Annotated in this window: 17 protein-coding genes and 1 tRNA gene; 9 read left to right on the top strand and 9 right to left on the bottom strand. The window is 34.5% G+C overall.

Going from position 1 to position 19,645, the window contains the following annotated elements:
- Positions 1-163 precede the first annotated feature (163 nt).
- Positions 164-1,030: a hypothetical protein gene (locus tag KQA_RS0212285; protein WP_010181556.1), complete on the bottom strand. Its 867-nt coding sequence runs from the start codon at positions 1,028-1,030 to the stop codon at positions 164-166.
- Between the two features lie 470 nt (positions 1,031-1,500).
- Between KQA_RS0212285 and KQA_RS0212280 the strand changes: the two genes are divergently transcribed.
- From KQA_RS0212280 to KQA_RS21020, 3 genes are read left to right on the top strand one after another with little or no spacing between them, the layout of a single operon-like run.
- Positions 1,501-2,298, top strand: coding sequence for a hypothetical protein (locus tag KQA_RS0212280; protein ID WP_010181554.1), 798 nt, complete (start codon positions 1,501-1,503; stop codon positions 2,296-2,298).
- Positions 2,299-2,310: 12 nt separating this feature from the next.
- Positions 2,311-2,463, top strand: a complete 153-nt coding sequence (locus KQA_RS20555; RefSeq protein WP_198283122.1) for a hypothetical protein — start codon at positions 2,311-2,313, stop codon at positions 2,461-2,463.
- The gene (locus tag KQA_RS21020) at positions 2,444-4,033 is read left to right on the top strand and encodes a recombinase family protein (protein WP_010181552.1); all 1,590 of its coding nucleotides are present in this window, start codon (positions 2,444-2,446) and stop codon (positions 4,031-4,033) included. Before KQA_RS20555 ends, KQA_RS21020 begins: the two co-directional genes overlap by 20 nt.
- Here KQA_RS21020 and KQA_RS0212265 read toward each other — a convergent pair.
- From KQA_RS0212265 to miaB, 8 genes are all read right to left on the bottom strand, one after another.
- Positions 3,993-4,065 (bottom strand) — tRNA-Met (locus KQA_RS0212265). The genes KQA_RS21020 and KQA_RS0212265 overlap by 41 nt on opposite strands.
- A 173-nt stretch (positions 4,066-4,238) precedes the next feature.
- Positions 4,239-5,870 (bottom strand): chaperonin GroEL, encoded by a 1,632-nt coding sequence (groL, locus tag KQA_RS0212260; protein ID WP_010181549.1) that lies wholly within the window; start codon positions 5,868-5,870, stop codon positions 4,239-4,241.
- A gap of 115 nt (positions 5,871-5,985) precedes the next feature.
- Complete coding sequence (locus KQA_RS0212255) at positions 5,986-6,261, bottom strand: co-chaperone GroES (RefSeq protein ID WP_010181546.1); 276 nt, start codon at positions 6,259-6,261, stop codon at positions 5,986-5,988.
- Between the two features lie 203 nt (positions 6,262-6,464).
- Positions 6,465-6,794, bottom strand: coding sequence for a preprotein translocase subunit SecG (secG, locus tag KQA_RS0212250; RefSeq protein ID WP_010181543.1), 330 nt, complete (start codon positions 6,792-6,794; stop codon positions 6,465-6,467).
- A gap of 3 nt (positions 6,795-6,797) precedes the next feature.
- Positions 6,798-7,643 carry a hypothetical protein gene (locus KQA_RS0212245; protein ID WP_010181541.1) on the bottom strand — a complete coding sequence of 282 codons (846 nt, stop codon included), beginning with the start codon at positions 7,641-7,643 and terminating at the stop codon, positions 6,798-6,800.
- A 3-nt stretch (positions 7,644-7,646) separates the two neighbouring features.
- On the bottom strand, positions 7,647-8,156 hold the full coding sequence (lptE, locus tag KQA_RS0212240; protein ID WP_010181539.1) for an LPS assembly lipoprotein LptE: 510 nt from the start codon (positions 8,154-8,156) through the stop codon (positions 7,647-7,649).
- Positions 8,156-9,466: a sigma-54 interaction domain-containing protein gene (locus tag KQA_RS0212235; protein WP_010181537.1), complete on the bottom strand. Its 1,311-nt coding sequence runs from the start codon at positions 9,464-9,466 to the stop codon at positions 8,156-8,158. The genes lptE and KQA_RS0212235 overlap by 1 nt, the downstream gene beginning before the upstream one ends.
- A gap of 8 nt (positions 9,467-9,474) precedes the next feature.
- The gene (gene miaB / locus KQA_RS0212230) at positions 9,475-10,923 is read right to left on the bottom strand and encodes a tRNA (N6-isopentenyl adenosine(37)-C2)-methylthiotransferase MiaB (RefSeq protein WP_010181535.1); all 1,449 of its coding nucleotides are present in this window, start codon (positions 10,921-10,923) and stop codon (positions 9,475-9,477) included.
- A gap of 273 nt (positions 10,924-11,196) precedes the next feature.
- Between miaB and topA the strand changes: the two genes are divergently transcribed.
- The 6 genes from topA (at position 11,197) to porN (ending at position 19,583) form a co-directional block, all read left to right on the top strand.
- Positions 11,197-13,716, top strand: a complete 2,520-nt coding sequence (gene topA, locus KQA_RS0212225) for a type I DNA topoisomerase (RefSeq protein ID WP_010181533.1) — start codon at positions 11,197-11,199, stop codon at positions 13,714-13,716.
- 23 nt (positions 13,717-13,739) lie between these two features.
- Positions 13,740-14,888 carry a formimidoylglutamase gene (locus tag KQA_RS0212220; protein WP_010181531.1) on the top strand — a complete coding sequence of 383 codons (1,149 nt, stop codon included), beginning with the start codon at positions 13,740-13,742 and terminating at the stop codon, positions 14,886-14,888.
- A gap of 105 nt (positions 14,889-14,993) precedes the next feature.
- A complete protein-coding gene (gene porK / locus KQA_RS0212215) occupies positions 14,994-16,370 on the top strand; it encodes a T9SS ring complex lipoprotein PorK/GldK (protein ID WP_040396334.1) in 1,377 nt (458 codons plus the stop codon).
- A gap of 65 nt (positions 16,371-16,435) precedes the next feature.
- On the top strand, positions 16,436-17,068 hold the full coding sequence (gene porL / locus KQA_RS0212210) for a type IX secretion system motor protein PorL/GldL (RefSeq protein ID WP_010181528.1): 633 nt from the start codon (positions 16,436-16,438) through the stop codon (positions 17,066-17,068).
- Positions 17,069-17,112: 44 nt separating this feature from the next.
- Entirely contained in the window at positions 17,113-18,672 is a 1,560-nt protein-coding gene (gene porM / locus KQA_RS0212205; protein ID WP_010181526.1) for a type IX secretion system motor protein PorM/GldM, read from the top strand.
- A gap of 20 nt (positions 18,673-18,692) precedes the next feature.
- Positions 18,693-19,583 carry a type IX secretion system ring subunit PorN/GldN gene (porN, locus tag KQA_RS0212200; RefSeq protein WP_010181524.1) on the top strand — a complete coding sequence of 297 codons (891 nt, stop codon included), beginning with the start codon at positions 18,693-18,695 and terminating at the stop codon, positions 19,581-19,583.
- Positions 19,584-19,645: the final 62 nt, after the last annotated feature.

Here is a 19,645-nt window from a genome sequence, read left to right as displayed (position 1 = left end):
ACCTCTATGAGTGGCACTGTTTGACCGAAATCACTGGCATGGTCACTCCGAAATAGCCATTCATTCTTTGATGGAATACAAATAATGCCCATTAAGATTGAAAAAAGCACCTAAAAGGTGCTTTTTTTGAGTTTTGCCAGTTTTTAGGGCGTTAGATGGATAATTATCTAATTTTAATTAGTTTACAAGTATTAATGTTTATATCAGCTATTTTCTTTTCAGTTCTGATGGTCCCAAAAGTATTTTCACCTCTATAAGTAATACTTATAGAAAATACATTGCCTTTAGCTCTTAAATATTTACAATCAACTTTTTCAAAAGACTTAGGGTTATGCAATGATTGTTTTAATTTTTGGTTCACAGAATAACAGGCGTTATTATAACACTCAGTTATTTTCTGTTTTTGAACTTTTTTTATTGCTTTTGCTTCTTCTAATTTTTCTATTCTAGATAGACGTTCTTCTTCTTCACATTCTATATTAAAGATTAAAATTTTATCCAAAAGACCTTCAGTTATTTTCATTTTTCTTAAATACTTATTTGTAGCATTTATACGTACTTTCTCTGAATAATCTCCATGTTGAGGATAATCAAAGTTAGGGTATCTTTTATCAGCAACTTTGATAGCTTCTATTTCCAATAAAGAAATATCTTCATTAATAGAGCAAATATTAAGTTGTCTTTTTAGAAGTATTTCATTTATAGAATCTTTTAATTTTCTTAAATACTTTTTTTCTTCAATTTTTACTTTAATTGAGTTAGATGGACTGTTTTTAGCTTCGATATCAATCTTAGCACCTACACTATTAATGATAACACTTGCAGCGAAAAAGAGCAAAAAATACCCCGTGTATCGTAATCCTTTAGAATTCCATTTATTGAACTTTTTTTTAATTATATCTGATATGTTTGGAAATAAAATAATCCCTAATACTACAAGTAGTATTGAGCCTATAATAGGTTTATTAACTATAGAAGATAAACCGCTTAAAATAAAGATTGCGGACAAAATGTACTTCACTACTTTCATAAATAATGTATTGTACTCTCAGTCCCATAGAGTGGTTAAGTTTATTAAAAAGAAAAGCGTGGGATCTGTAACTTACCGCATCTGAGGTACCGCCAAGCACCCTGCACACAAATAAGACAACCCACGCCAAGGCATGAGCATTAGTCCTATTATCTTGTGTGCATTAAAAATTGGCGGTTTTCAGATACAAGAGTAATAGCTAACGCTAACTTATATTTCTATTTTATTTTCTTCTTATATTAATAATGTATTTATAATCACAAATGTAATAAACTTCCTGGCTTTTATTTCTGTATTAAAAATCTATAAAAGTAAAAAATAACTAATCGCTAGAAAATAACCGAATCTAAATGTAAGATCATTTAGGTTTACCTAAAAGCAATAATTTTAAATAAAGACACAAATGTCTTTATTTAAAATTATTTTTTACCTATTGGTAAAATTTATTATTTTTGTTTAAAATTTACGTCATGTTAGATATAAAAAAGCTAAAAAGTATAAACCCAAAGCTACAAAAGCAGGTAATTATTGATGAGATTAGTAATACTTATATTGCTTTTTTAGAATTTGCTGGTAATGATGTCTCTAGCTATAGCCTAAACAATACTAAAACAGGCATAACTGCAAATATATCTTCTAGAACTCTAACAAGATGGCTACAACAAGAAGTTGTTATTATTGACGGGATAGACAAAGGTAAAAACAAAAGATTCAATAGACTTGAAAATATTTGGATAAAGATTGCTATTGAATTACGAAAATTTGGAGTGCCTTTAGAAGGATTAAAATACATCCGTACTCAGTTATTTGACTATACAGTTGGTGAGTTTAGCATGTTTAAATTCCAGGTTTTACATAACATATTATTGGAAAAACCAAAGTACTTAATTATTAGTGATGAACATGAAGTAGGCTTTTATACATATAAAAATTATGCTTCTAATGTAGAAAAGGGATTTCTATTTTCTCACATCAACATCAGATTTATTGATTTTATCAAAGAAGAGTTTCCAAATAATAATATTCATATAGACTTTGGAATAACAAACATCATTTATGATGTAGAAAAAGTATCACTTCTCTTTTATCTGAAAACTAATGACTTCCAAGAAATGCATATTACCCTTTCAGATGAAGATACAAGATTACTTTACAATTCATCTGAATTAATGAAGAATGACAACTTGTTATCAGCAATACAAAAATGGGAGTTCGATAGTATCAAGATTCAAATTAATGATGAAACAGAATTCATAATTGAGAATTAAAACCTGCTTGATATGTTGAAGCTAGAAAAGTGTAAAAAGATATTACAGGCTGGAGGTAAAAAATACACAGATGATGAGGTCAAAAAGCTTCGTGAAGAGCTGTACAGAATGGCAAGTATTGTTAATGACATTAAAGCAATAGATAATGAAAAACTGGAGAGGTAAAAGAGCAATACTATACACAAGAGTTAGTACAACAGATCAAAAAGATAATGGTTATAGTCTCTTTGAACAAAAAGATTTTTTAGAGAAGTTTTGTGATAAAAATGACATATCTGTTATTAAAACTTTAGAAGAAGATTTTTCAGGAAAAACCCTTGATAGACCAAAAATAAATGAATTACGCTCATTACTTGCTAAAAATACAGTTGACCTAATACTATTTCATAAATGGGATAGGTTTTCAAGAAATATCTCAGAAGCATTACTAGAAATAAAAATGATTCAGAATAAAGGTATCGAGATAAATTCAGTTTTTGAATACATAGATTTTAGTATTCCTCAACAAGATATCATGCTTTACCTTTATTTAGGCATGGGAGAGGTTGAAAACAAAATTAGAAGTCAAAGAACTAAAAATGGAATTATAGGAGCTTTAAAAGAAGGTCGTCATGTGAATAAAGGACCAATAGGGTATCTAAATGGCAGAGATCCTATTAACCCTCAAAAACCTCTAATTAAGCTCAATCCTGATAAGGCGCCTATTATAAATAAGATATTTCAAGAATATGCTACTGGTTTATATAGTCAAGAAACTCTAAGAAAGAAATATTATCATTTAGGAATAAAGATAAGTAAAAGTCAATTTAGCAATATGCTTTCGAACCCTATTTATGCTGGTAAAATTATTGTTCCTGAGCATAATGGAACTCCACAAGAAATGGTTGAGGGACTTCATGAAGCAATAATAAGCTTGATTACATTTTATAAGGTACAACAAGTAAAAAACGGAAAAGCAAATATTAGAATAAGTACTAAACAAGACAATAAGCATGATGAAGAGCTTCCTTTACGAGGGGGTATTTTATCTTGTGGTAAATGTGGCTCTAATTTAACTGGAAGTCGATCGAAAAGTCGAAATGGAAATTATCATTACTATTATCATTGTAATAGTAGAAAAGGTTGCAATGAGCGTTTTCCTGCATATTTGGCAAACGATAAATTAAGCAATAAACTATCATCTCTCCAACCACGTAAGGAAGTTTTAGATTTATTCAGTGAAATTTTATTAGAAAGCACTAAAAATTTAAAGCAAGAGCGCAAATCTACTTTTAAAAAGCTTGACAGTGAACTTGTAAAAATTAAATCGAAAAAAGATAAACTTACTGAAAAGTTCATAGAAGATAAGGTTGATGAAGATTCTTACAACAGAATAATTAAAAATTATAATGATGAAATACAAGATTTAGAAATACAGAAAACAGAAGCTCCTAACATCGATAATGACATTGATAAATATGTAGAGTTTGGAGTATTTTTTTTAAGTTCTCCCCAGTATTTCTATAATAAAGCAAAAACAAATATCAAAAGGCAAATTATTGGTTCGATATTTTCAGGAAAATTAGTTTTTGAGAAAAATAAGTATCGAACCGCTGAATTTAACGAAACGACAGCCCTTATCTTCAATAACAGCAATGAATTAGAAGAAAAAAGTCACAAAAAAAGACACGCTATTTCTAACGTGTCTTACTCAGTAGCGGGAACAGGACTCGAACCTGTGACCTTCGGGTTATGAGCCCGACGAGCTACCTACTGCTCTATCCCGCGCTATTGTGGTGCAAAGATACGTCCTTTTTTAAGTTTGGCAATGCGATATTGCAAAAAAATAAAGTAATTTTTGTGTTAATTTTTCAAGTCTCGGATTACTAGAATGTTAATGAATAAAAAAGCCACTCAAAAAAATGAGTGGCTTTAAATTATGTATTTTGTAATAATAAAAATTACATCATTCCAGGCATTCCACCTCCACCCATTGGTGGGGTAGCAGGAGCATCCTCTTTAATATCAATTAATGCACATTCGGTAGTTAAAATCATTCCCGATACAGATGCAGCATTTTCTAAAGCCACACGAGTTACCTTTTTAGGATCTATAATTCCGGCTTTAAGCATGTCAACATACTCTTCTGTTTTTGCGTTGTAACCAAAGTCTTTTTTACCTTCGATTACTTTTGCAATAACCACAGAACCTTCACCACCTGCATTTTCAACAATGGTACGTAATGGTGACTCAATAGCTCGGTTTACAATTTGTACACCTGTAGCCTCGTCAGCATTTTCAGTTTTAATTTTATCAAGAGCATTTTTAGCTCTTACTAAAGCAACACCTCCACCGGCAACAATACCTTCTTCAACGGCAGCTCTAGTGGCGTGTAACGCATCATCAACACGATCTTTCTTTTCTTTCATTTCAACCTCACTTGCAGCACCCACATAAAGTACGGCTACACCGCCAGCTAATTTAGCCAAACGTTCTTGTAGCTTTTCACGATCGTAGTCAGAAGTGGTAGATTCAATTTGCGATTTGATTTGATTTACTCTGTTTTTAATCAAATCCTCTTCGCCAGCACCATTGACAATAGTAGTGTTGTCTTTATCGATAGCAACTTTTTCAGCAGTACCTAATTGTTCTAAAGTAGTATTGTCTAATGAGAATCCTCTTTCTTCAGAAATCACAGTACCACCAGTTAAAATAGCAATATCTTCAAGCATAGCTTTTCTACGGTCACCAAATCCAGGTGCTTTTACAGCAGCTATTTTTAAGGCTCCACGTAGTTTGTTTACCACTAAAGTAGCTAATGCTTCACCATCAACATCCTCAGCGATAATTAATAAAGGCTTTCCGCTTTGAGCAACAGGCTCTAAAACAGGTAATAAATCCTTCATTGCCGAAATTTTCTTATCGTAAATAAGGATATAAGGACTTTCTAATTCAGCAGTCATTTTTTCACTATTAGTAGTGAAGTAAGGAGAAAGGTATCCGCGGTCAAATTGCATTCCTTCAACAACATCAACATAAGTTTCTGTTCCTTTTGCTTCTTCAACAGTAATCACACCTTCTTTACCTACTTTTCCAAAAGCTTCAGCAATTAACTCTCCAATAACACTGTCGTTATTTGCAGAAATTGAAGCTACTTGTTTTATTTTTTCTGAAGAGCTACCAACTTCCTTAGTTTGCTTTTCTAAATCAGCTGTAATTGTTTCTACAGCTTTGTCAATACCGCGTTTTAAATCCATTGGATTAGCGCCAGCGGCAACATTTTTTAAACCTTCTTTAACTATTGCTTGTGCTAAAACAGTAGCTGTAGTTGTTCCGTCACCTGCTAAATCATTGGTTTTAGAAGCTACTTCCTTAACCATTTGTGCTCCCATGTTTTCAAGAGCGTCTTCTAATTCAATTTCTTTAGCCACAGAAACACCATCTTTAGTTACAGTTGGTCCTCCAAAGGCTTTGCTAATAATTACATTACGACCTTTTGGTCCTAAAGTTACTTTAACTGCATTTGCTAATGCATCCACACCGCGTTTAATACCATCGCGAGCTTCTATATCAAATTTTATATCTTTTGCCATGTTCTTTTTAGCTTTTAGCCTTTAGCGATTAGCTAATGGCTAGGTTGTATTTAAATAATTGTTTATTGTAAAATGATAAAAAGCTAAAGGCCAATAGCCAATAGCCAATAGCTAATTATACTATCGCCAAAATGTCATCTTCACGCATAATTAGGTAGTCGTTACCTTCTAGTTTAAGTTCGGTACCACCATATTTACTATATAAAACAGTGTCACCAACTTTAACCGTCATTTCGTGATCCTTTTTACCGCTTCCTACGGCAACAACCTTTCCTTTCTGAGGTTTTTCTTTTGCAGTATCTGGAATATAAAGTCCTGAAGCTGTTTTTGTTTCTGCTGCAACAGGCTCCACAAGCACTCTGTCAGCTAATGGTTTAATAGTTACTCCCATTTTTATATGTTTTAATTAATTAAAATTAGTATTAACGATAACGTTGTTTTCAGAAATTGTGCCATGTAAATTTACACTGACAAATTGAAACAAAAAATGCCGACTTGTCAGTTACAAATCGGCATTTTTTTGATAGGTGCTTATTTTGATTAGTACTGTATACTAATTCAAATAAAGTAAGCCTATGATTATTTAGCTAAAAATTACTTAGCAGGTTCTTCGTTTATTGTTGGAATTTCTTCTTCGTCAATATCAATAACTTCTTCGTCACTTAATATTTTAGACTCTTGTGCACCTTTACCATCCATAATTGAAACATTAGAAAGTAAGATTAAGGCTAATAAAAGTGTGGCCAATGCCCAAGTACTCTTATCAAGGAAGTCAGTTGTTTTTTGTACACCTCCCAGTTGACCACCGCCACCACCGAAAGAAGATGATAATCCTCCTCCTTTAGGGTTTTGTACCATAATTACTAAAATAAGTAATAGTGCTACTACTACTATAAGGGCTAAGAATATTGAAAATGTACTCATAATCTATTGTTTATTATCCGTCAATTTTTCGATTGCTCGAATTCGGTCTGCAAATAAACCACTTTTTTCGGGATTTTTCAAAATTAAAATTTTATATGCTTGTATTGCTTTTTTGTAATTTTTTTGTGCCAAATACACTTTGGCTAATGTTTCGGTCATAAGATCTTCAGTAGGTATGTTGCTTTGTTTAGCAAGGTTAACTATTGGAGCGGTCTTATTTACTGGGCTTATCTTTGGTGAGTTTTTTATAAATTTATCAATTAGTGAACTCTCAATAAGCTTCTTTTTTGGTGGAGTGGTAGGAATATCCTTTCTGTCAATAGGCTGTAACGTAGCCAAACGTAGCCATTCTGTAAAAGAATGTGTTTCTTTTTCATCAAACTCTAATGGGGCATTTGAGTTTATGGGTTCCTCTGTGGTGTCTTTTGAAATTTTAGCTTCAAATAATAAGGGATCGGTAATTTGTAAGGCCTCTTCCGAGGTCATTTTTATAGCATCTTCTTTTTCTTGATTTTCTTCAAAAGTGTTATCAGTAGCTTCTTTTTCGTTTTTTTGAAGTATTTCGGTGGAATCCGCAGTTACTTCTACAGTAGTGGAAATAGAAGGTGTAATAAATGTTTTTGAAATAATAAAATGAAATAAAACCTCACGATCAGTAGTGTAAGCAGCTGTTTCCTTTAATTTTTGATTGTATAAATAACTGCTTTGATCCTTTAATGCTTTTAATTGTACTGCTCTGGCCGATTGAAAATAAGGGTACTTGTCAATGACTTCGGTGAGCATTGATAAATCAGATAGCTGTAGTTGCTGTGGGGTGTTAAGTATATTTATTAATGCTTTAGAATCCATAGTTTACCATTTGGCTAAGGTGGCATTTACCATATCTTGAGTTATACGTTCAAAAATTTCAGTATAAGCAGTTTCGGCAGTGTCCCCAGTTAATACTTGTGAACTTGGGTAATCGTAAAAAAAAGAAAAGGTTTGTTCCAGATCATTTTCTTCGTTTTTAGTGTCAATATAGCGCAATCGTATAGCAATTGTTATACGACTTTCTGCAGCAGTTTGATCGGCAGTAGCTGTATTAGGGGCAACATAAAATTGAACAATTTCTCCCTCGTAAACAATATCACCATTGCTAGTAACTAGATCTAAATTGGTTTGATTTAAAATAAAATCTTGTAGTTCGGTAGTATACCTTCGATCCAGGCCTGGTTCAACAATAGGGGCTTGGTTGGAAAATTGACGTACTTCAAAAGTTTTTACATTGGGACTAATTGAAATTCCACTAAATGAATATATACCACATCCATGGCATAAAAAGCTAATAAGTATTCCCAGTAGGATTGTTTTAATATAATTCATTACAAGTCAAATTGTTTTATTTTACGGTATAAGGTGCGCTCGCTAATGCCAAGTTCTTCGGCGGCAGCTTTTCGTTTATTTTTATGACGCTCGAGTGATTTTTTAATTAACTCAAGCTCTTTGTCATGTAATGATAAGGTTTCTTCTTCTTCAATTTCTTCGGCAAAATGATATTTATCATCTTTTTGACTTGCGTCAGAAGGTGGTTCGGAATAAGGAGTAGCTTCAATTTGCAAATATTCCTCCTTACTTGATTCGGGAGGTGTGCTAAGTTGTGCCGGTTTAGGAAAATCGGGTTCAGTGAGCAAAGTTTCATGCGGAGAGTCTCCGTATATTTTATTGATTAAATGCTCGTTGTCTTTTTGGACATCCGAGGCATTGCCGCTTTTCATTAATTCGAGTGTTAGCTTTTTTAAATCACTCAAATCACTTTTCATATCAAAGAGTACTTTGTATAAAATTTCGCGTTCATTTTTAAAATCACTTTCCTTTTCCTTGTCGTCAATAATGGCGGGTAAATTTCCTCCCATATTAGGAAGGTAGCCTCTAAGTGTATTGGCAACAATGTTTCTGTTTTCTTCTAAAACCGAAATTTGCTCGGCAACATTGCGTAATTGACGAATATTTCCGTTCCAATGGTATTTTTCTAATAAAAAAATACTTTCATCGGTAAGTCGAATAGTAGGCATTTTATACTTTGAAGCAAAGTCAGAAGCAAATTTTCGAAACAATAAATGAATATCTCCTTTGCGTTCCCTTAGCGGAGGAAGGCTGATTTCAACAGTGCTTAAACGATAATACAAATCTTCGCGAAACTTGTTCTTTTTTATAGCTTCAAACATTTGTACGTTAGTAGCTGCAACAATACGTACATTGGTTTTTTGCACTTTTGAAGATCCAACTTTAATGAATTCTCCATTCTCCAATACACGCAATAAACGTACTTGAGTGGTGAGTGGTAGTTCACCAACTTCATCTAAAAAAATAGTTCCACCATCGGCTTCCTCAAAATAACCACTACGCGTACTGGTAGCTCCAGTAAAGGCTCCTTTTTCATGTCCAAAAAGTTCACTGTCAATTGTTCCTTCGGGTATAGCACCACAATTCACTGCTATAAATTTACCGTGTTTTCGATGCGAAAGCGAATGAATTATTTTTGGAATACTCTCTTTACCAACACCACTTTCACCAGTAATAAGTACAGATATATCTGTTGGCGAAACTTGAATGGCTTTTTCAATAGCACGATTAAGTCCGGGGTCATTCCCAATAATTCCAAAACGTTGTTTTGTGGCTTGAACAGATTCCATTTTGTTTGTTAATTGTTTTCAGAAAGACCAATAGCTTCACCAATTAAGGTTCCGCTAGTGCAATCTGTTATTTTTACTTTTACAAAGTCTCCAACTTTATAACTTTCTTTATTAAACACTGTGACAGTATTGTATTCTGAGCGACCACTCCATTGTTCGGCAGATTTTTTAGAGGTACGTTCAACAAGTACCTCAAGTGTTTTTCCAAGGTATTCTGCGGTTCGTAATTTGGCGTGTGCTTGCTGTTTGTCAATTACTTCTTGTAATCGACGTTTTTTAATTGCTTCGGAGATGTCGTCTTCTAATTTTCTTTCGGCAAGCGTTCCAGGGCGTTCACTGTAAGCAAACATATATCCAAAATGGTATTTTACATACTCCATTAAGCTTAAGGTGTCCTGGTGATCTTCTTCGGTTTCAGTAGGGAAACCCGTAATCATATCCTGAGAAAAGGCGCAGTCTGGAATACGTGTTTTGATATTGTCAATTAACTCAAAATATTCCTCACGCGTATGTTGACGATTCATGGCCTTTAAAACTCGATTACTTCCGCTTTGAACGGGTAAATGAATATAATTGCAAATGTTTTTATGTTTGGCCATTACATCAATAGCGTCCATGGTCATGTCTTGAGGATTCGAAGTGGAAAATCGAATACGCAATTTGGGGTGTTTTGTAGCAATTAAATCCAATAGCTTGGCAAAATTGGTAGCCGTAGCTTTGGCAATTTCACTTGCTTTTTCAAAATCCTTTTTTAGTCCTCCTCCATACCACAGGTAGCTATCAACATTTTGACCAAGTAAGGTGACCTCTTTATATCCTTTGCTAATTAAGTCGGCAACTTCTTGCATAATACTTTGTGGATCACGACTTCGTTCACGTCCTCTGGTAAAAGGAACTACGCAAAATGTACACATGTTGTCGCAACCTCTGGTTATGGATACAAGAGCAGAAACACCATTGCTTTGCAAGCGAACTGGTGAAATATCTCCATAGGTTTCGTCTTTAGAAAGAATAACGTTTACAGCATCACGACCTTCATCAACTTCATTTAAAAGATTGGGTAAGTCTTTATAAGCATCTGGTCCAACAACAAGATCTACTATTTTTTCTTCGTCAAGAAATTTTTCCTTTAAGCGTTCTGCCATACATCCCAATACGCCTACTTTCATTTTGGGATTTTGGTTTCGTTTTACGGCATTATATTTTTCTAGGCGTTTTCGAACAGTTTGTTCGGCCTTATCTCTAATAGAGCAGGTGTTAACTAAAACTAAGTCGGCATCTTCGAGCTTGTTTGTGGTGTTAAAGCCATTATTTGCTAATATTGAGGCTACTACTTCACTGTCGCTAAAATTCATTTGACAGCCATAGCTTTCAATAAATAATTTGCGCTTGTTGTTTGAGTTAGTAGCTAATACTAGGGCTTCTCCTTGTTTGGCTTCATCAATCGTCTTTTCCATTTGTTAACTCTGACTATATTAAGTTTTTGGGATTGCAAATATAGTGCATATTTTGCTAGTTATGACATTGTGTCAGTTTGAATTTACAATACTACGTAAGTTAAATTTATGCTAATTGTGGATGAGGTTATTTCTGGCGTAAGCCTTTTAAATATTAGGTGTTTAATGTAACTGTATATAAGGTGAAATAGGGTGCTATATATAGGTCAATGTGCTGAAATTTGAATAAGTAAAAAAAATTGAGCTACTTTTGTTTTTGTTAAAATACATGAAATGGCAAAAAATTTAGTAATAGTTGAGTCCCCTGCAAAAGCAAAAACCATTGAAAAATTCTTAGGAAAGGATTATGTTGTTCATTCTAGTTTTGGACATATAGCAGATTTACCTTCTAAGGAATTGGGAGTGAATGTTGAGGGGGATTTTAAACCTAAATATATTGTTTCGGATGATAAAAAGGATGTGGTTAAAAAGCTGAAAAATTTATCTAAAAAAGCAGAAACAGTTTGGTTGGCTAGTGATGAGGATCGCGAGGGAGAGGCTATTGCATGGCATTTAGCAGAATCCTTAGATTTGGATAAGGACAAAACAAAACGTATTGTTTTTCACGAGATTACCAAAGCAGCTATTTTAAAGGCGATTGATAATCCACGCGAAATTGATTATAATTTAGTGAATGCGCAGCAGGCTAGACGTGTATTGGATCGTTTGGTGGGATATGAATTATCTCCAGTGCTTTGGCGTAAGGTAAAAGGAGGGCTTTCGGCAGGACGAGTGCAATCGGTTTCTGTGCGTTTAATAGTGGAGCGTGAACGTCAAGTTTTAGGATTTGAAACTAAAGAGTCATACCGAATAGATGCTGAATTTAGTAATCTTAAAGGCAAAAGTTTTAGAGCAAAATTGCCTAAAAACTTTTCAAGTAAAGCTGAGGCGGAAGCTTTTTTGGCAACAAATGTTGGTGCTGTTTATAATGTAGCCGATTTAACTAAAAAGCCAGCAAAAAAATCACCAGCAGCTCCATTTACCACTTCAACATTGCAACAGGAAGCAGCAAGAAAGCTGTATTTTTCAGTTTCGAAAACAATGAATTTAGCACAGCGTTTGTATGAGGCTGGACATATTACTTATATGAGAACGGATAGTGTAAATTTATCTAAACAAGCACAGGACGGAGCAACGGCAGAAATTGTGTCGGCATATGGGAATGAGTACAGTAAAACAAGACAGTATAAGGGAAAAAGTAAGGGGGCGCAAGAAGCTCACGAGGCTATTAGGCCAACTAACTTTGCGAATCATTCGGTAGATGCTGAGCGTGATCAACAGCGTTTGTACGAGTTGATTTGGAAACGTGCTATTGCATCTCAAATGAGTGATGCACAATTGGAGCGTACTAATGTACGCATAGAGGCTGATAAACATAATGAAGTATTTACGGCAAATGGCGAGGTGATCACTTTTGAAGGTTTTTTAAAAGTGTATTTAGAAGGAAATGATGATGAGGATGAAGAGCAGGATGGTATTTTGCCAGCCATGAAGGTGAGTGAGCTTTTGGGTAATAATTTTATAAAAGCGACAGAGCGTTTTTCTAGACCGCCAAGTAGGTATACCGAAGCCTCATTGGTTAAGAAATTAGAGGAATTGGGTATTGGACGTCCTTCTACGTATGCGCCGACAATTTCAACTATTCAGAACAGAAAATATATTGAGAAGGGAGCAGATGAGGGTGATTTTAGAAAGTATGCAGAGATTGTATTGTCTAATGATGAAATTGTAGAAAGTCAACTTCAGGAAAAAGTAGGGAGTAATAAAGGCAAGTTAGTGCCAACCGATGTTGGTATGGTGGTAAATGACTTTTTAGTAGCTCATTTTTCTAATATATTGGATTATAATTTTACCGCGAAAGTAGAGGAGGATTTTGATGAAATTGCTGCTGGAAATGAAGAGTGGACTGGTGTGATGAAGTCTTTTTATGAAGATTTTCATCCTACGGTACAACATGTAGCAGAAAATGCGGAGCGCGAAGTAGGAGAGCGAATTTTGGGGAAAGATCCAGATACGGGTAAACCAGTGAGTGTTCGTTTAGGGAAATTTGGACCGATGGTACAGATTGGTTCGGTAGAAGATGAGGAAAAACCACGTTTTGCGAGTTTAAGTCCAGGTCAAACCTTGAGTAATTTGACTTTTGAAGAGGCTATGGAGTTATTTCAGCTTCCAAAAGATTTAGGGATATATAAAGAATTGCCTGTAGTGGTTTCTAATGGTCGTTTTGGTCCGTATATTAAGTATGGTGATAAATATGTGTCATTGGAAAAAGGGGAGGATCCTATGAGTGTTAATATGGAGCGTGCTCAAGTGCTTATTGATGCCAAGGAAAAGGCGGATGCTCCGGTGTATCACCACGATGGCTTGCCTGTTCAAAAAGGAACGGGTCGTTTTGGTCCTTATTTGAAATGGAATGGATTGTTCATTAATGTGAATAAAAAATATGATTTTGATAATTTGTCAGATGACGATATTGTAACATTAATTGAAGAAAAGAAACAAAAAGAAATTGATAAAGTAATACATCATTGGGAAGATGAAGGTATTCGAGTGGAAAAAGCAAGGTGGGGTCGTAGTAATGTGATAAAGGGTAAAATAAAAATTGAATTACCTAAAACTGTTGATGCTACAAAGCTTACGCTAGAAAAAGTACAGGCAATTATAGAAAAGAATGCGCCAAAGAAAAAGGCGCCTGCAAAGCGAAAGACCGCTGTAAAAAAGAAGCCTGCGACGAAAAAGAAAACGAGTAAATAACATTTGTAAGACTTAATAAATAGATGTTTGAGTTTTTGAAACCAGTGTCGGAAGACTTGTTGGAGTTTGTAAATGAATTGCCTGAGCACGCCATTGGAAAACAACTGGATTTTTATACGCTAGATAATGAGCCAGAATTAAAAGAAGGAGGATTGGTGTTGTTTTCGGTAATTGAAAATAGGAATGACCCTAATGGTGCGTTGAATAAATTAAATTTTGATCAAATCCGAAAGCAATTTTATCGCTTAGCAAAAGGGAATTGGGAGGTGCTAGTTTATGACTTTGGTCAAATTTTAACTGGGGAGACTGTAAGTGATACTTATTTTGCGGTAAAAGAGTTGACAAAGCAGTTGCACTCTAAAAAGTGTATTCCGATAATGTTAGGTGGTAGTCAGGATCTTATGTATGCGCAATACCGAGCGTATGACCCAGAACAAGGTATGGTGAATTTGGTGAACATAGATGCTTGTTTTGATTTAGGAAATGTGGATCTGCCGATAACCAATCAATCTTATGTTGGGAAGATCGTAGTAGATCAACCTTATAACTTATTTAACTATACAAATCTAGGATATCAGAGTTATTATGTGGCTCCAGAGGAGTTAGATTTGTTAAATCGAATGTTTTTTGATGGCTATAGATTGGGGGAAGTTGCGGGTAATTTAAGGATGGCTGAACCGATAATGAGAGATGCTAATATCGTTGGAATCGACTGTAATTCAGTGAGTTCGGCTTATTATGGGGTGAATCCAAATGGGTTCACTGGTCGAGAGATTTGTGCACTTAGTCGATACGCCGGTATAAGTAATAAGGTCTCAAGTTTTGGAATATACGAATATAATTCAGATATTTGCTATCCTTCTGGTGATCAGCTAATAGCCCAATTGGTCTGGTATTTCATAGAAGGGGTTAGTGTGCGTTGGAATGAAAGTGGTGTGGTGGAGACGATGGATGTGATTCATTATCAAGTCCCTGTAAATGAGGAAGTCGTGTCGTTTTATAAGAGCAGAATAACCGAAAGATGGTGGATGGAAATAACATATTCTAGTAGATTGAATAATAATTTAATTTCTAATGCGTTATTACCATGCACATACGAAGATTATATCGAAGCTTGTGATCAAATTTTGCCTGAAAGATGGTATAATGCGAAAATGAAGTTTGAAATGTGATTTTGTCGAACAATAGATATTTTTTTAAGTATTTAATTGTTTTTTTAAAAATTAATAAATAGGTTTACTACCTTGAATTTAAAAGATCTTAACCTAAAATAAGTTATGAAGAAACTATTAATGTTTGCTGCTGCCCTAGCAGCCTTGATTAGTTGTACTCCATCAAGTAATGGTCAGTTGACTGGTGTGAAGGGGAAAGCTTGGCATCCTGAAAAGCCATACGGTATGACTTTAATCCCTGGTGGTGCATTCATTATGGGTAAATCCGATGATGATAAAGCAGGTCTATTAAATGCCCCTCCAAAAACAGTTACCGTACGTTCTTTTTATATGGATGAAACTGAAATTACAAACTCTGAATACCGTCAGTTTACAGAGTGGGTAAAAGATTCAGTTGTAAGAACTCAATTAGCTATTACTGCCGATGAGGTTGGTCAAACAGGATCAGACGAGGACGGTATCGGTCAATTTGCTTTCAGAAACACTGAGGATGAAGAGGAATTGTCTGTATATGAGAAATATGTAAGAGATAATTACGAAGGTCTAGGTGAGACTGGTTATGAAGGAAAAGCCCTTAATAAAGATGTAGATCTTATCACTGATTTAAATGAATATCCAGACGAATATTATGCTGAGGTAATGGATAGTTTGTATGTGAGAGCAGAAGAAGCTCATAATGGTGTACGTACTTTCAAAACTGAAAAATTAGTGTATGACTATAAATGGTACGATGTTGAAGCTATGGCACGTAGTCGTAGTAAGGATTCTAAAAAATTCTTAAAAAGAGAAGCGCTTAAAATTTACCCAGATACTACAGTGTGGATAAGAGATTTTAGTTATTCTTACAATGAGCCAATGCACGATATGTATTTTACGCACACTTCATATGACGATTATCCAGTGGTAGGTGTGACATGGAAACAAGCAAAAGCTTTTTGTGATTGGAGAACTAAGAATCATAACGATGCACTTAGAAAAAAGAAAAATAAAGATCTAGTGTCTCGCTACCGTCTACCTACGGAAGCGGAGTGGGAATATGCAGCTCGTGGTGGTTTAGAATCTGGAACATTCCCATGGGGAGGCCCTTATGCTAAAAATGATAGAGGTTGTTTTTTAGCAAACTTTAAGCCAATGAGAGGAGATTATGCAGCAGATCAAGCGCTATATACAGTGGAAGCAAATTCATATGATCCAAATGATTATGGATTGTATAATATGGCTGGAAATGTATCGGAATGGGTTGGTTCAACGTATGATCCGGCGTCATACGAGTACACTTCTTCAATGAACCCGAATTCAAGTGATGATGAAAATAAGCGTAAAGTAGTACGTGGAGGTTCTTGGAAAGATGTAGCATACTTTTTACAAGTAAGTACACGTGACTATGAATATGCGGATTCTGCACGTAGTTACATCGGTTTCCGTGCTGTTCAAGATTATATGGGAACAGACGTTACAGGAAATACAACTACCAAAAGATAATTTAACAAAAAAAATTGCCCCAATTTAACCAATTAAACTTTAAAACTTAAACTAAAAAATTTATTATGGCACAGTCAAAAGGAAGTAAGAAGGTAATGAATATGGTATACGGTCTCGGAGCGGCCGTTGTAATTATCGGAGCATTATTTAAGATAATGCACTGGCCTTTCGGTAATGAGATGCTTATCATCGGATTAATTACTGAAGCGCTTGTATTCGTAGTTTCAGCATTTGAACCAGTAGATGACGAATTAGATTGGTCACTAGTATATCCTGAATTATCAGGAGGTCAGTCAAAAGGAAAGAAAAAAGAAGAAGTATTAGATCAACAAGGGATGCTTTCTCAAAAGTTAGATGCTATGCTTAAAGAAGCACGTATTGATGGAAGCCTAATGGAAAGCTTAGGTCAGAGTATACGTAACTTTGAAGGCGCTGCTAAAGGAATTAGCCCTACAGTTGATAGTATTGCTTCTCAAAAGAAGTATAGTGAAGAAATGTCTGTTGCTGCAACGCAAATGGAATCATTGAATAACTTATATAAAATACAGTTAGAATCTTCTCAAAAACAAGCTGATGCAAATCAAGCAATTGCGGATAACGCTGGAAAGTTAAAGGAACAAATGGAAAGTTTAGCAGCAAACTTGTCTTCATTAAATGGAGTGTATGGTGGAATGTTAACTGCTATGAACAGAAATTAATTAGTTTTTATAACTAAGATTACTAACCTTAAAAACTAATTAAAATGGCAGGAGGAAAATTGTCCGCTAGACAGAAGATGATTAACCTGATGTATTTAGTATTCATCGCGATGATGGCACTAAATATGTCGAAAGAAGTACTTTCGGCGTTCGGGTTAATGAACGAAAAATTGGAGAAATCTAATGTAAGAGCTTCAGAAAGAAATGAAGCCTTTATGGAGGACTTACAAGCTAAAGTAGAAGAGCAACCAGAAAAGTACAAGCCTGAGCTTGAAAAGACTAAAAAGATAGCTAAATTATCTGATGATTTAATTAAATACTTAGAAGAAACTAAGGATGTTATTTTAGCAGGTATGAATGATGAGCAAAAGGTGGATTACCAAACTATGGATAAATCAATGCCTTTAGATGAGCATTTCTTTGCAGGAGGTAAAATAACTTCAGCAGGTAAAGAATTTGTTGAAAAAATAAATGCTTACCGTAATGGAATTAATGCAGAGCTTAAAGGAGGGACTACCGACTTTACTGAAATTATTAAATCTGTAAATGCTGATTTTTCTACTGAACCAGTTGAGAATAGAGATGGATTAAAAGTAGATTGGTTACGTTACAACTACGAAGGTTTTCCAATGGTAGCTTCTTTAACAAAGTTAACTCAAATGGAAAACGATGTTAAGAAAGACGAATCTGAAATATTATCGGCTATACTTGGAGGTAAATTAAAGAGCGAGGTTTCTTTATCTAACTTCGAAGCTATAGTTGTTGCAGATAAAACAGCTTATTTTTCAGGTGAGAAATTTACAGGGAAAATTATCTTAGGTAAAAAAGATAAAACTTTAAAAGCGCATAAAGTAGTTGTTAATGGAAAAGAGCTTCCAGCAGATGCTATGCAAGAAGGGCAAACAATTTTAGACTTCCCTGCAGGTAATGTTGGTGAGCATGAAATTAAAGGTTTATTCCAATTTAAAGAAGGAGATTCTATTATACCTATTGATATTAAAGGATCTTATTCTGTAATTCCATTACCTAATTCGGCAGTAATATCTGCAGATAAAATGAATGTAGTATATCGTGGTGTAACAAACCCGATGACAATTTCTATTCCAGGTGTGGCTTCTGTAAGTGCAAAAGCACCAGGATTAAAGCCAGGAAAAGGAGCAGGAAAGTATACTATGAATGTTACTAATGTTAAAAAGAGAGAAGTTAAAATTAATGTTAGTGGTAAATTACCAAATGGAAAAGTAGTTAGCGATAGCAAAACATTCCGTATTAAGGATATTCCAAGACCTGTAGGAACAGTACGTGGTGAGGATGGATCAATAAAAATGTCTAAAAGTTCACTGGCAGTTTCAACAATCGGAGCAATATTACCTGACTTTGATTTTAATTTGAAATTAAAAGTAACAGGATTTAAAATTAAAGTACCAGGACAGCCTACATCACGTGTGTCTGGAAGTAAATTAAATAGTGCTGCTCGTGCCGCTTTAAAAAGAGCTAAGCGTGGAGAGTCTGTTCAAATATTTGATATTAATGCTAAGTTGGCTTCAGGAAGCTCATACCGTGTAAAAAAGGTATCTCCTGTGATAGTTGAGTTAACAAACTAATATAATTAATTATCGTAATTATGAATTTGAGAAATTTTATAGCTTTAACCTTTAGTATTGTTGTTTCGGCTTCTGTAATGGGTCAAGCAAATGCGCTAAATTCTCAAAACCCTGAGGACATCGGTGTAAAGACTGCTCAGCAGATTGAGAATGACAACGACAATCCATTGGAATATGGATATGTGGATGATAGAGATGTACTTTGGGCTAAAACCACTTGGGAAATTATTGACCTTGATGAAAGAGTTAATTTTCCGTTATACTATCCAATTGATACTGTAAATATCGGATCTGATAGAAGATCGTTATTTGACGTACTATTGAGTAGTATAAAAAATGGGAAGTTAGAGAATGTATACTCAGATTCATATTTTACAGAAAAAAGAACACTTGAAGATTTAAGTGCTACTATTAGAAAAGTAGATACAACAGATTTAGGTATTGAGCAATTGAATGCAGGTGAACTAGTATCTCAAGAATTTATTGAGACTAGAGATTTAACTGCGCAAGATATTGCCGAATACCATGTTAAGGGTCTGTGGTACTTTGATAAAAGACAAGGAGAATTGAAATATCGTTTATTAGGTATTGCTCCAGTAGCACCGGATGTTAACTTTATCGATGACGAAGAGCCTGATTTAGTTCCTTTATTTTGGGTATATTACCCACAAGTAAGAGAGATTTTACACAAGGCTAAAGCTTTTAACCGTAAAAATACGTACATGCCTATATCATTTGATCACTTGTTAAATTCACGAAGATTTAGTAGTGTGATTTACAAAGAGGATAACGAACAAGGTGACCGTAAGGTTGAGGATTATATTAATGATAATGCTTTACTACAGTTATTAGAAAGTCAAAGAATAAAAGAAAGTATTCGTGATTTTGAACAAGATATGTGGAATTACTAGTGTTATTAGTATTTTATATAATTTTGAAAATGCCTTTGGAAATCCAAAGGCATTTTTTTTTT

The sequence above is a fragment of the Aquimarina agarilytica ZC1 genome, assembly GCF_000255455.1.
GTDB lineage: Bacteria > Bacteroidota > Bacteroidia > Flavobacteriales > Flavobacteriaceae > Aquimarina > Aquimarina agarilytica.
The sequence above is the reverse complement of the archived record's forward strand: the minus strand, read 5'-3'. Positions and strand labels throughout refer to the sequence as shown.

Coding starts and splice junctions, on each gene's coding strand:
- KQA_RS0212285 (WP_010181556.1), bottom strand. CDS start 1,030: ATGAAAGTAGTGAAGTACATTTTGTCCGCAATCTTTATTTTAAGCGGT.
- porL (WP_010181528.1), top strand. CDS start 16,436: ATGGCACAGTCAAAAGGAAGTAAGAAGGTAATGAATATGGTATACGGT.
- KQA_RS0212220 (WP_010181531.1), top strand. CDS start 13,740: ATGTTTGAGTTTTTGAAACCAGTGTCGGAAGACTTGTTGGAGTTTGTA.
- KQA_RS0212255 (WP_010181546.1), bottom strand. CDS start 6,261: ATGGGAGTAACTATTAAACCATTAGCTGACAGAGTGCTTGTGGAGCCT.
- groL (WP_010181549.1), bottom strand. CDS start 5,870: ATGGCAAAAGATATAAAATTTGATATAGAAGCTCGCGATGGTATTAAA.
- topA (WP_010181533.1), top strand. CDS start 11,197: ATGGCAAAAAATTTAGTAATAGTTGAGTCCCCTGCAAAAGCAAAAACC.
- miaB (WP_010181535.1), bottom strand. CDS start 10,923: ATGGAAAAGACGATTGATGAAGCCAAACAAGGAGAAGCCCTAGTATTA.
- KQA_RS0212245 (WP_010181541.1), bottom strand. CDS start 7,643: ATGGATTCTAAAGCATTAATAAATATACTTAACACCCCACAGCAACTA.
- KQA_RS21020 (WP_010181552.1), top strand. CDS start 2,444: ATGAAAAACTGGAGAGGTAAAAGAGCAATACTATACACAAGAGTTAGT.
- porK (WP_040396334.1), top strand. CDS start 14,994: ATGAAGAAACTATTAATGTTTGCTGCTGCCCTAGCAGCCTTGATTAGT.
- lptE (WP_010181539.1), bottom strand. CDS start 8,156: ATGAATTATATTAAAACAATCCTACTGGGAATACTTATTAGCTTTTTA.
- porM (WP_010181526.1), top strand. CDS start 17,113: ATGGCAGGAGGAAAATTGTCCGCTAGACAGAAGATGATTAACCTGATG.
- KQA_RS20555 (WP_198283122.1), top strand. CDS start 2,311: ATGTTGAAGCTAGAAAAGTGTAAAAAGATATTACAGGCTGGAGGTAAA.
- secG (WP_010181543.1), bottom strand. CDS start 6,794: ATGAGTACATTTTCAATATTCTTAGCCCTTATAGTAGTAGTAGCACTA.
- porN (WP_010181524.1), top strand. CDS start 18,693: ATGAATTTGAGAAATTTTATAGCTTTAACCTTTAGTATTGTTGTTTCG.
- KQA_RS0212280 (WP_010181554.1), top strand. CDS start 1,501: ATGTTAGATATAAAAAAGCTAAAAAGTATAAACCCAAAGCTACAAAAG.
- KQA_RS0212235 (WP_010181537.1), bottom strand. CDS start 9,466: ATGGAATCTGTTCAAGCCACAAAACAACGTTTTGGAATTATTGGGAAT.